The sequence below is a fragment of the Burkholderia sp. PR2 genome (genome assembly GCF_052372875.1).
GTDB classification, from domain to species: Bacteria; Pseudomonadota; Gammaproteobacteria; order Burkholderiales; family Burkholderiaceae; genus Burkholderia; species Burkholderia diffusa.
The window spans coordinates 543,751-556,878 of record NZ_JBQRWH010000001.1 but is presented as its reverse complement, the minus strand read 5'-3'; the positions used below and the strand labels follow the sequence as shown (position 1 = coordinate 556,878).

At 58.5% G+C, this 13,128-nt stretch carries 6 protein-coding genes; all 6 read right to left on the bottom strand.

Annotated elements, in window-relative coordinates:
- Nucleotides 1-14: 14 nt before the first annotated feature.
- On the bottom strand, nt 15-986 hold the full coding sequence (locus ACT2FV_RS02495; protein ID WP_444503125.1) for a hypothetical protein: 972 nt from the start codon (nt 984-986) through the stop codon (nt 15-17).
- Complete coding sequence (locus ACT2FV_RS02490) at nt 976-3,465, bottom strand: hypothetical protein (RefSeq protein WP_444503124.1); 2,490 nt, start codon at nt 3,463-3,465, stop codon at nt 976-978. The genes ACT2FV_RS02495 and ACT2FV_RS02490 overlap by 11 nt, the downstream gene beginning before the upstream one ends.
- A gap of 46 nt (nt 3,466-3,511) precedes the next feature.
- Nucleotides 3,512-5,695 carry a type VI secretion system Vgr family protein gene (locus ACT2FV_RS02485; protein WP_444503123.1) on the bottom strand — a complete coding sequence of 728 codons (2,184 nt, stop codon included), beginning with the start codon at nt 5,693-5,695 and terminating at the stop codon, nt 3,512-3,514.
- A gap of 64 nt (nt 5,696-5,759) precedes the next feature.
- Nucleotides 5,760-7,649: a type VI secretion system baseplate subunit TssF gene (tssF, locus tag ACT2FV_RS02480; RefSeq protein ID WP_444503122.1), complete on the bottom strand. Its 1,890-nt coding sequence runs from the start codon at nt 7,647-7,649 to the stop codon at nt 5,760-5,762.
- Nucleotides 7,650-7,821: 172 nt separating this feature from the next.
- Nucleotides 7,822-9,039, bottom strand: a complete 1,218-nt coding sequence (gene icmH / locus ACT2FV_RS02475) for a type IVB secretion system protein IcmH/DotU (RefSeq protein WP_444503121.1) — start codon at nt 9,037-9,039, stop codon at nt 7,822-7,824.
- Between the two features lie 14 nt (nt 9,040-9,053).
- Complete coding sequence (gene tssM / locus ACT2FV_RS02470; protein ID WP_444503120.1) at nt 9,054-13,103, bottom strand: type VI secretion system membrane subunit TssM; 4,050 nt, start codon at nt 13,101-13,103, stop codon at nt 9,054-9,056.
- Nucleotides 13,104-13,128 lie beyond the last annotated feature (25 nt).

The following is a 13,128-nucleotide window of genomic DNA, read 5'->3' as shown; positions in this document are numbered from 1 at the left end:
ATGGCACTCCGGCATCACTTCATTAACGAAGATGCCACTGACTGCTCGCCGACGAACTTCCATTGAAAACTAAATGGATCCACACCCACCTTGCCGGGAAGGTTAGGCATCGAGTCGCCCTCCTTCACGAACGTTTCGTGGTAGCCGCCAATTGCATCGATGCTCTTGCCGACTGCTTGCCAGTAACCCGTGCGCGGTGCGAAGTCTCCCGGGCGCGCGAACGGAAACTGCGGACCTTCGGTCTTCGCGTCCACTTCGCCGAGGAACTCGATGTGCCGGCCTTGTTTGGCTTCCTCTTCTGTCGGCTTATAAATCTTGAAATACAGACGGTTCGACGGAGCGTTGTCGGTGATCGGGTACATCATCCGGCCCTTGCCCTGGGAGTCCGTTCGTTCCAGGTATTCGCGAACGTCGATCCAATCCAGCAACGTTTGCCAGTACACAAGTTCATAAACATGAGTTCCAGGAAGAAACTGACTATTTAAAACAACATATTCCACAGCCCCATCCGTTTTCCATGCGCCGCGTGCCTTCACAAAATTTTCATATAACTTTATTTCTTCATCCCGAGGACCAGCCATATACGGCACAACACCATTCTCCTTTAATGGTGCAGGTAGAATTTCTTTCCCACCCCCATACAACCGCATAGCCGGACCATTGGGTGTGGGCATACCAGTCCATTTGACATCTACATCAGACGGATTAATGTAAGATAAATAGTAATTAAATTTAATGCTATCGCCACGCACAACTGCATCACGGAATTTTATACGTGTAACCATAGGACTCTTTATCCAATCAATCCGCTCATTCGGAACAATTCCAGTTTGATTCGCACTCTGACCTGCTTCCATATCACCACCCGTGATTTCACCCGATGACGCATCAATCCCTTTAAAAATGAGGAATGAGCACATAATCACAAAAAAAACAAACGAAACCACAAAGCGAATACCACCTACCTTCGCCACCTCATCTTTCATTTTTCACACTCTCTATAAAGAAGGCGATATTTTCAGCATTGGCCAACGCTCGATCAGGAGCAAACTCCGCCAAAACTCGAGCCAGCTTTGCTCCGTAGGCAGTATTAGTATTTAATTTTTCTGGATCTGCGACAGTTGCAGCCAACTCAATTTTTTGATCTTTTGCGTGTGCAGTGTTTTCCAAATGAGCCACTTCATGCAACTGGATTTCCATGCGATTCTGATACACCTCTCCCTCAATATTGAATTTCGCAAAAGATGAACCATATTGACATCCTATATTTACGCACTCCATCTTAAAGCTTGATTTTGCCGGAGCCAGCTCTCTATTCGGATATACCCCAGCAAAAACCCATGCACCGGCCCTAAACCCCAGAGATCCCTTCACAACTCGCTGCATCGAGATGTGTCGAAAACAATCGTACATTCCCTTTAAGTATTTGTAGACATAGAATCCAGCTGGCGCTGGAGAAAGTTTTCCATGCAGTGTTTCTGGCCTCACAATACCATTGGGCGTCACACCAAACCAATACTCGAAATTCGACCAAAAATCGGAATGACTGACATTATGAATCGTTTGCCATGTCGCGTATTCCCGAACAATAGCTAGGCGCGGCGATGGTTCCTCTGGCAGAGGCGCATTTGCATCTTCCCAAGATTCCAGCTGCTTGAGACGTTTTTCGATAAATCTCAGGCTAATCATCCAATTCTGGCGAATTTCGAGTTCAAATGCCTCTTCAGATAACCATGCATCTGTAGTCAGACATTCACGCATTTGAGTTAAAAATCCCAATGGATGAAAATGCCAGTTCTTCGCATTCATTTGATCCGCCGACGGATGCATTTCGGGATGACCAACCCCATCCACCTTAATCTTTGCGTCGCGCCAGAATTGCTGCTTTTCCATGTCCTGCAGAAATGCCTTGAACTGCACGTCGGTGAGTTGCAGAAGCGATGAATTTTCGTTATTTTTTAATCTTTTATATCGCCTCTCATTCAAATTACTGTCCCATTCAGTATGAAAATGAACTACTGCAGCCCAAAGAATTGCTTCCACACCATTGACATGAAGATCGTCAAGACTCAGGCTTGAGGAGGACTTGTTCGCGGCAGATAGAATCGCTTGTATCACGGCATCGTCATCCTCCACGAAACCATCGTCTGTCGTGTTCAACTCCCTGTCCACGTAAGATCTCCATCCTCGCTCCTCCCAATCGCTATCGGTGGTTAGCGTGACCCATGCGTCTCGGACAAAACTACGACTATCAGAAGCTGCACCGGCCTCATCTGCATACGCGTAATAGACAGATCCATCCATGCAGAACAATTGGAAACAGATCAAATCACTGTCCGAGATCGGTTGCGCACCATCTCGTCCGCATGGAATCGCGGCAAGAAAACACGATCCCCTGGGAAACGACGTCAGATCAGTTGGCAAAATATTTGCAAGACGGATATCAAAGTGCTTTCGTGCAAGGAACGCCGCCCGCGTCAACCACACCTTCCCCATCCCATCGCACATCGTCCCATCCGCATATTTCTGATGCGCCTCGGCAGGATGCTTGATCTCGGCAGGAACCAACGGCTTCATCGGTTTCACCAGCGCGTTCTCCGCCGTGAAAATCTCAAAATGAAAGCTGTCGTCCAGCACACCAACCGGACCATCCGTCTTGCCCGCATAGCCGATCACTTCCCCGACCCGAACCGGATAACTGACCGTCCTCACCGAGTCCAGTTTTCGCCATACACGCTCCGACGGATGGTGCGCATAGACCGATGTAATCGGATAACCGATTCGAACCTTCGCGGATTCCACAAGCGGAACGGCCGGATCAAGGTCCAGGTAAAGATGCTCGACCCACCCCTCTACGACCTTCGCACTGTTGATATCCGTGACACGCACCTTCACCATCCGATGCGCGTCATCCTTGACCGCCACGACCGTGACTTCGTCGCCGCGCAACGCGTACACGGTCAGCAACTTTTCCCCCGTCGTCAGAAACGGCGGCAGCAGCGGCTTGTCGTGCATATGCTTTGCCGGCATCAGGTTGGCGTACAGCGAGTAAAAATGTGCCCCCGTGTAGCGATCAACAGTCGTGGCGCCATTGTTCACCTCGCATTCGTGGCGAATCAGTACGAAGCTGCTGCTGAACTCGCGCGGCGGCTTCCTGGACCCTGCAGCACCCGATGCAACCTGGGCATCGAACGCACTCGGCGTATAGTCCGAATCGAGGCGATAGGCAACGATGGTTCCATCCGCAACGGCACGAATAGGCTTCGTCCCCTTCAGATGGACGCCACCATGCCAAAATCGATTCATGCCGACCGGAAAGACTCCGCCCGACACGCTTTTTGCGAGATCGAAGTATTTTTTCGACAGGGCAGGCATGGTCAGGGCCGCCCCACTCGACGTCTCGTAGGAAGGAGGCGGCGGCGCGCTGTAATATGGATCGTCCTCGAAAGGAAAAGTGACAATCATTTTTAAATCTCTCAGTTTTACTGATTATTTTTGAGACAACAGAAAATCAGCCGGAAAACGGAAACCGGAGCGGATCGAGCGGCGTGCCCTCCCTCACGCTGGCACGCAGATCCAGAGCATTCTTCACCCAGCCGCTAGATTGCGTCACCGCTCCGTTCAACTTGATCGCCACACCTTCGATGGTCACGCCGCCTGCATCGACGGTGATCGTACCGTCCGGCCCCTTGATGACGAACCGATCCGAGGCGCTCATTTCTACCGTTTTCGTCGTCTGGATAATGCGTTGACCGGCCTGAAGCTTGTACTGCCCCTGCACGGTGTGCTCGGCATGGCCCCCCGTCTCGGTCGTATGATTCGCCCCGATCCGGTCACGTCGATGATTCCCCACAGTCTCGGTACGATCCGAACCGATCTCCACCACATGGTTGTTGCCGATCTTCTTCAGGTCGTTGTTGCCGATCCGGTGCGAGCGGTTCTCGTTGATGGCGACCTGCTCGTTATTCCCGACCGTCTCGTTCCGATCGTGGCCCACCGTCGTGGTTTCGTCGTGCTCGATCGACTTTCTCCGATCGTGCTCCACCACGTGCGATTCGTCGTGCTCCACCTCCGTTCGCAGATCCTTCTCCGCGTGGATCCACAGCTCCTCCTCGCCCTTCTTGTCCTCGAAGCGGATCGCGTTCGCGTTCTCGTAGCCGCCGTTCTTCGTCGAGCGCGTCAGCGTCCCGCTCTGCGTCGCGTTCTCCGGCAGTTCCCACGGCGGCATCGACATCGCGTTATAGACCCGACCCGTCACGATCGGACGATCCGGATCCCCGTTCTCGAAGTCCACGATCACTTCACTGCCTACCCGCGGTACATGTATCGAACCGTAGTTCTGACCCGCCCACGGATACGCCACCCGCACCCAGCACGACGACGTATGGTCCATCGCCGGCGAGCGATCCCAGTGGAACTTCAGCTTCACCTGCCCACACTGGTTGGTCCAGATCTCGCTACCCGGCGCGCCCGTCACCATCGCCGTCTGCGGGCCCGTCGTGCGCGGCTTCTTCACCGTGCGCGCCGGGCGGTACATCACCGTACGCGGCTGCACCACGAACTCTGTCTCGAACCGGCTCTGTCCCTGGCCACTGACGTCCCCGATCTCGGTCGCGCGGATGCTTGACGCGATCACCAGATAGGCGCGGTTCGCATCGCCCTGCGGGTAGTTCGCCAGCGTGAACACCGTCCCGCACACCACGTTGCGCAAGTTCCCCTGGCCGTATGCCCGGTCGCCCCTCGCGTACAACTCCTGGATCCGGATTCGAGCGAACTGTTCACCCTCCTTCTTCTCCACGTAGTTGCCCGGCCACTCGTAGCGCTCGAGGTCGTTCTGGGCCGTGTTCTGCGGCAACTGGCGATTCACGGTCAGCTTCGCCTTCGGCTGGTGGAAGTCGTAGTCGTCCGTCGTCCACACCCCGGCCTGCAGGCTCTGCGAGACGTCGAACCGGCTCACGTGCTCCTGGTCGATGCGCTGATCCGGCGGGTAGTACGGCAGCGTCCGATACGCTTCGCTCTCCACGGGGCGATGCGCACTCACGCTGTCGACCAGCACCATCCGGTGGAACCCGTTCGTGTGCTCGAAGAACCAGTAGATGCCGTGCTCCTGCATCAGCCGCTGAATGAAATCGAGGTCCGTCTCGCCGTACTGAACCTGATACTCGAGCTTCGAATACATCTCGCCCAGGCGCTTGTCGTACGAGTACAGATAATCGCTCTTGAGCACCTCGTCGACGATCTCGATCACCGTCTTGTTCTGGAAGATCCGGTAGTCCTTGCGCTCTGCCGCCAGTGCGATCCAAGGCTTCAATTTGAGCTCGTATCGGCCCCGACGATTGTCCTGGCCAAGGTAGCGTGCTTCGAATACCAGTCCGCTGATCTCGCGCTCGCCCGCGCCGACGTTCGCCCGGCCGGTGTTGCCCGGCTGTCCCGCAGCGCACGTGCCCATGCCGTCCAGCTGGACCACCACCGTCAGTTCCTTGCCGATCATCGACTTCAGGTCGAGATTGGCGGCTTCCGCCTCGGGGACGAACGGCTCGGAAGGCGTCGCCAGATCCAGCGTGTACGTGTAGACCTCGGACAGCGCTTCCTGGCCGTGAATCGCGCGCAGCTCCAGCAGCGGTTCGTCTTGAGACGACTTCGGCAGTGCAACGCCCCTGACTGAAATCGTTCGGTTGGAAGTGAAGCTCAACATGGCAGCCCTCGTAATACTCCGCTCGACAGCGGTCTATTTGATCAAGTTGAAATAGCACCGCTGTTCACGCGACGCCACGCATTCCCATGCGCACCGGCCACCGCATGACAGCACCACGCTGCAAGGAAACGAGGCTCGTCTGGATAAACGAATGTCCCGATACGCATCGCGCCAGGTAGTGGTCCAGAATCAAACCGAACAGATACGGACTCACGCCATCGAACTCACCTTCGTCGACAGTGAGTTCGACGGCCAGGCCACGGCCGAATCGGAGCGGGCCACTGCCCGGCAAATTCCTGGTGATGGCGCCGATCTTGATACCGACGAGACTGTCGATCTGGCGTAGCTGACGCGTGTTATCGGGAGACACGAACAGGCTCAGTGCCTGACGCAAGCTGCGGGCCGCATCTTCAGCCGGCGCATCCATCAACGCCTGGCCGTCGAAGCCCAGTTGCCGGATCAAATCCCACGCGAAGTCACGTTGCGCCAGCGGAGGCCGTGGAGGTGACGGCGGATGGACAAGTGCAGCGTATTCAATCGGCATCGAAATGTCCGGCGTCAGCCTACGTCCGCCACTGCGATCGAAGAGAGTCGGCAGATCGCCGTTGGTCAACCACACATGGGCAGCCGCACAGCTCATGCGCTCGGGATACGGTCGATCGTCCTCGTCGACGAGCGACACGTAGCATTCGGTACTTGAATGCGGCGTAAGCGTGCCATAGCGCCTCACGGTATTCGACCGCACGAATTGCTCGCGCCTGATTCTGTAATACCGCCCATGTCCGCCCTCGTCCCGCGGCAACATCGCATCGCGCGGCATGAATTCCTGCCTCTCCGCGTCCTCATCGAGCTTCGCGTAAAAGCGATCGATCGAAAACACCTCGTAGTCCATCGGATTCAGCGGGACCGGACGCAACAACACTTCCGCGTTGCCGGATGGCAGCTCGATCGAGTCGGCGGCGTGCGGGAAAAGATTGATGACCGGCGTACAGAAAAGCGCGAAGCATCGAGCATTGACATGATTCGCCAACTCGCCCCCCGTTTGATCGAGCAGCACGACGATTTCGGCTTCGCGCCCACGAACCGCGGCCAGCCCTCTCTTCAGATTCGTCAACGTAAAGAAGTGAAAGCGATCCGGACAAGAGAAGAACTCATGAAGCAGGTTATGCCCGTGGAACCTGGGTGAGGTCAGCGGCAGCAGGCCCTGCCCCGGCTCCAGCCCTTCATGTACGACTGCACCTTCACGGACGGCGTGGAACGACGCACCCGACGTACCGAATTCACCCGGCGCGCCCGTGATCGTTGCGATCCCTGCCGCATGGATCAATTCGAACAGCTTCGAAGCGATCGACGCTTCGCCGGACAGGTACACGGGCAAGCGATCGACTCCTGTCAATTCCGCCATGTTGCGCTGGTTGCTCGTGCGGACGCGCAAGCGCAGCGCCGCCTTTACCCGTTTGTCGGCTGGCACCCAACGCTGCAACATCGGGATATCGGGTGGAATGCCCGTCAACTTCGCATCGACAATCTCGAGAGGGTAAAGCGCGACATCCTGGCTGGATGTAAACACACAGGGTGTTTGTTCTCCATCCGGAACCTCGCCCACAAACCGGGCACCGCGTCGGACCACAAAGCCGTTTGTCAGGTCGCCCTCCCTGGGATCGGGAAGCAATCGTGCGACCGACATCGATGGCGTCGGCGCCATGAAATTCGGATAGACGGTTTCAAGCAGACGCTCGGAAAATTCCGGAAACCGCGCATCGATCCTGATCTGCATTCGCGCGGCCGCGAAACTCGCCGACTGAATCAGGCGCTCGACATAGGGGTCGCCGATCTCACCCGACTGCATACCCAACCGACGCGCAACCTTCGGGTACATGTCGGCAAACTCCGCCGCGAGTTCCTTGAAATAGAGCAGCTCCTGGTTGTACGCAGCAAGAAGACGAGGATCCATGACGTAAGCAGTTCGTACTTCCGGGTTAGCGATTCGATGCGATGTTCGTCAGCAATCCGTCAGATGTTAGCCGCAATGAACATCTCAAAAAACACCCCGAATACGTTTGGCCAAACAAATGCGTTCGCGGCGCATGCGTCTCGATTCAGACGATTCCGATTGCCATAACTAATCAATCAGACACCGTCACCTCGATGCGACGGTTTCTGGCTCGCCCCTGAGCCGTGCCGTTGTCCGCCAAAGGATCCGCATCGCCTTTTCCAACGATTTCGACACGCTTCACGGGTACGCCGGCCGAGACAAGAATCTGCGCAACCTGCCGGGCACGCGCCTCTGAAAGAGCCTGATTCGATCCCCGACGCGACTGACTGACTCGCGAGTTGTCCGCGTATCCTTCCACCAGTACGTTCGCATTGCCAATCAATCCGGCAATTTCCCGACCGGCCAGCGCCACGATGGATGCGCCCCACGGGGCTACGGTTGAATCACCGGATACAAACATCCCTCCGAATCGGATCGTCATTGCACTTTTTCCAGCATCGCGGATCAACTCTACATTCCCTGCAGCGATTTCATCCCTGAGCCTGTCTTCGAGTTGCCTTGCCAGCGCATCGAGTGCGAACGCGCCGCGCTGCTCGCGCATACTGCGCGTCCAACACTCCACTGCCGCATATCCCCCGGCCCCAAGTAGCAATGCCCCGACAAGTCCGCCGACGATCCACCTGCGGGACCGGCGCACGAAGGGGCGGGAGCGGATCCGAGGCTCGACCGGCAGTCTTGCCGACCGAACAGGCACCACGTCGCGATCCGCACATAGTCCGCCTGTGACCACCACATCATGTATGCGCTCGTGAATGGCCTGAAGCTGCTGCCGGCCGCCGCTCACGAAACGATAACGCCCCTGAAAGCCCAGATTGAGCACGGCCTGAAACACCTCGATCAGATCGAGGTGTTCGCGAGGATTGCGCAGCGCGTCTTCGATCAGCCGGAACACGCGGTCCCCACCCTGGCGATCGTGTCCCAGCGCTACCGCCAGACCGCTTGTCTGCCAGTCGAAGCCGCCGGTTTGCCCCGCTCCCCAATTCGTCTGCATGGCAGCTTCGTCGTGCGCCGAACACAGGCAATAGCTCGCGCACCTGACATGCTCGGGCCGAAGCCGAAGCTCGCCGCACACGCGCGCAAACACCCTCAGTTCTGATTCCAGCCACTGGCGTCGCCATGCGATACCGTCGGCATCGAGCCGATCAGGCATATCCGCCAAAGCTTGCAACAGCGTACGCGCCGCTTCGAGTAACGGATTGACGGCCTGCTCCGCTGCCCTGAGGCGCACGGCGATCGACGATGTCTGTGCGCCGGCACGGTTTTCCCAATGTTCAAGCAATTGCGCCATTCCTCCCGTCCTGGTCAATGTGATGCGTCGAGCGACGGAACCGGAACGGCGCCGCGCGGCAATCCGGCCGGCGGGCCGCTGTCCACCAGGTTGAACAACGGCATCGTCGTGGGACACCGGAATGTCGTGAGGACATTGCTGGTCAGCGGATTCGCGACGCTCCCGGCGCTCGTGACGTCGAGCACCGCCTTGCGGCCATCGAAATCGAGCGCGATGCGGGTACGGCCGGCCGTTGCCGCTTCGACGACCTGCCCTTTCTGCAGAAGCCGCATCAGCGCCCACGGGCCGTCCGCCGCAATCGTCGACGTGTCGGGATGAATCCGCGGGCTGACCGTGATTTCGGTATGCACCCCACCGCGCGGCCCCGGCCACGACACCGTGAACGGCGCAACCGGACCATGTCGGTAAAGCGTCGTCTGACCGTCGATGTCGAGCGACAGGCTCGTAATGGTCGGATCGAGCTCGGGAATCCGGATGTCGGCCTTCCACGTCAGCTGCTTACGGCCGGGATCATTGAAAAACGTATCGCGAATTGCCTTCGCGTGCTCGAACGGTTCCAGGTCCGGCCCCTGCACCGGCTCCGTCGCCCCCGGCAGCGTTCGATAGCGCCAAGGCTTGGCCGACGTATCCACGAACGGTGCCAGCGTTTTCACGAAGAAGTCGTCGATGACGCCGCCTTGTGCGAAGACCCGCGTGAAGTCGCCGATACTGACGTCGCGCTTGCTGTTCGGAGAGAACGGATAATTGCCTTCGATGGCAAGCCGGCAGGTATCCCCGACCAACGCCTGCATCTGGCGCGAGAGCAGTTGCCCGATGCCCTGATTGACTTCGCGCGAGCCGCTGGCGGCAAGCTGGAGCAGCACCGCACGAAACGGCGCCGGCATCGTATCCGCCGACATCTTGAGTTTTGCCGACGTATCGTTTGCCGGCGGCATGCTGTTGTTCGACAACGCGTTGTCGGAAATGGTCAGCGCCGTGTAGTAGTCGTTCAGCAGGTTCGTGACCTCGTCGAGGCCCGACTTGCCGGCCTGAGCGACCGTTGCTTGTGTGCCTGCTCCCGTCTCGGCGCTGCCGGTCACCACCTCGCGCAACGCGGCGAAATGCGTGTCGACCAGTTCGCGTTCCACACGCTCGGACGCGCGAATGCCGAGCGCCTTGTCCGCTTTCTGACCAATCTGATCAGCCGCCTTCTGCAGCAACGATCCATCCTGACCGGAAACGACTTGCGCGAGCGTCGTTTCGCGCACGGCCGCCCGCGCAAGCCGGACAAGCGGCGAATCCGGTGCCGCAAATCTGCGCAGCACCTGGAGATCGAATGCGAGGCTCGTGCCGCTCACCGTCCGGATGTCGTTGAGAAACGCATCCCATTGCTGCGCATACTCGGCCAGATACTCACGGCGAACCGCATCCGTCAACGCATCGTCCGCCCCGATCGCATTGCTCACGATCTCAGCCGTTTTTTTTTGAGCCTCGCCCAGGTACGAACGCCCCATGACCCAGGCGTCGTCGTCGCGGGCGAGCTGCACGAATTCCGGCAACCGCTTGTCGAACAGGTTCCGGTAACCGTCGAACGTGAACAGGCCCGGCACGCCGCGCGAAAGCGGCTGCCCGCTTGCCCGGGTGAACACCGTGCCGGCCTGCGGGCCGACCGCGCGAAGCAAGGTGAACTCGTCCGGCGCCGCCTTCATCATGGCCACTTTTGCCCGCTGGTACAGGCGATCCGTCGCGTTGCTGCCGTCGAGAAACGCCCGGGTCTGCTGAATCAGCGCATCATTGCGAATGAGCGGCGACTGGACGGCACGGTCGCCCAAGAAAAGCCGCTGGACGTGATCGATCATCGAGGCGCGGCCGCCGAACACCGCCGCGCTGTCCGTTCGAGCCCAATCGTCCAGTACCCATGCCTTGATATCGGCAGCGTTGTACTTGTCCCGGTCGTACAGCATCAGATACACGCGCAGCGCGTCGTAAGCCGCCTTCGCATCCTTGCCGGCAATCGCTCCGGACATCACGTCTTCCATACGTCGCACGATCTGCGGCAGCAGCAGATTGTCCTCCAGCGCGTCGTACGTGCGACCGCTTTCCTTCACGATCTCCGGAGGCGTATAGAGGCCATAGCGCCAGGTGCTGACTGGGCTCGACAAATCCAGATTGGGAACCGTGGGCAAATAGTGCGCTTCGGTCAGCACATCGGGTACGGCTGCGGGCTTCGGTTCCTTGTAGAACTGCGTGACGCGCGTCGCCAGCGCCGTTACCTTGCGCCCAATTACGTCGAGATAGTCGCTGTTGTGACCGAAGCTCACGCGCAGGCCGAGCGCGAGCCAGACGAACAACAGCAAGGCAAGCGCATGACCGATCAGGCGCAGCAACCGATAGCGGTATTCCCACCGCAGGTTGGGACTGACGAGATGCGCTTCGGGAAACACGACGCGAGTCAGCACATCATGCAGGAAGAAGCTCCAATTGCCGTCGCCGTTACCAGATCCGCCTTGCCACCGTTTAGGTGCAAGACGTTGAACGATCGTGTCGCGCTCGGCGACGACCGCGCTGCCCGCCTGCTGCGCACTGGTGAAATAGACGCCGCGAAGGCTCGAATGAAGCTGCGTGCTGTCATAGCGCGAATCAAGAAACACACGATCGATCAGGTCGACCAGCGGCTCGATCAGCGCCGAAAACTCCTTCGGCAACAGAATGAGCTGGCGATTTTTCCTGGCCTCGTCTTCATCCTGAAGGCGCGTATGAGCCGTGCTCGACAACTGGTCGGCCAGTTGAGTCAATTCATCACGACAACGCGTGCGCAAACCTTCCTTCGCAATTGCCCCATTGCTCTGCGGAAGCGTAAAACCCCATGCCTGCCCACGGCTCTCGGCCGTCAATGCACCGAAATACTCGGGAAATCCCGTCAGGCGATCCATCTTGGTCACGAGCAGGTAGACGGGGAAGCGGATCCCCAGCTCCTGGCGCAATTCAGCCAGACGCGCCCGCAGCGCGGACGCTTCGGCAATACGCGCCTGCTCGTCCGCGCTCGCCAGCGTGGTCAACTCGATGGTCAGCAGCGCACCGTTGATGGGAGCACGAGGCCGATGCCTGCGCAACATACCGAGAAAGCCCAGCCATTCAGCGCGGTCGAGCGATTCGCGCCATTCGCGCGTATCGTTCCGAAACTGAAAGGCATTTCCGCTCGACATCGCCCCTGCAGCGGCCTGCACGGTCGATGCGTTGCCTTCTCCGGCCGTTTTTGTCCCGTCGCCGTCCTTGACCGCCCGTGGATCCGGCAGATCAATCGGAGCGTCCAGCTCCGTTGCCGGCGATGTACCGTGCCGCGTGTAGTAACCGGTCGTATCGATCAGCACCGCTTCATTGGTAAACCACCAATCCACGGCATTCGCGTCGCCGGCCGACGCCGCGACCGCACGTTGCATCTGTTCTGCTATCGGGAACGACAACCCGCCATTGAGCAACGCACTCGTCTTACCGGTACCGTTGGAGCCCAGTGAGATGTACCACGGCAGCTCGTAGAGGTAACGCTTTCCCTGAAACAGCTTTCCCGGCCCTCTTGCGCCGGTGCGCATCGATTTCAATCGCGCGATCGCACTCGTGACAATGGCGTCGACCTTCTGCAGCCGTCGCGCGGCGGGTGACTGCGCCTTCTTGCGGCCGAAGCGCAGCATCTTCTTCAGGAATTCCTCGTCTTCCTGCGCACGCTGCCAGAGCCGGAACATCCGGTGGACAACGAAAACGGTCACCACCACTGCAATCGCGGCGAGCCTTACGGCAGCTGGCTCAAATGGCGAGGTCCGGCCGAATGACAGCAAGGGCGACACGTACCAGATCAGCAGGCAGGACAGTGCAACAAACACAATGCGCGTCGACCAATCCGCGAGCCAAAGCAATACCCCTACGAGCAGCAGACTGATCAGCAGCACACGCATGCCTGCGCCGGCAAGCGGCTTGAGGCCGCCAAACGAAAAGAATGGCCCGACGAACCAGATGACCACCGCCGCAACGATCAGCGCGAGAAACCCGAGAAACTGCCGGGATGCGAGAAACAAGCGAAACTTCTTCATATACGTTTCCGGAAGCGGGCCCCGC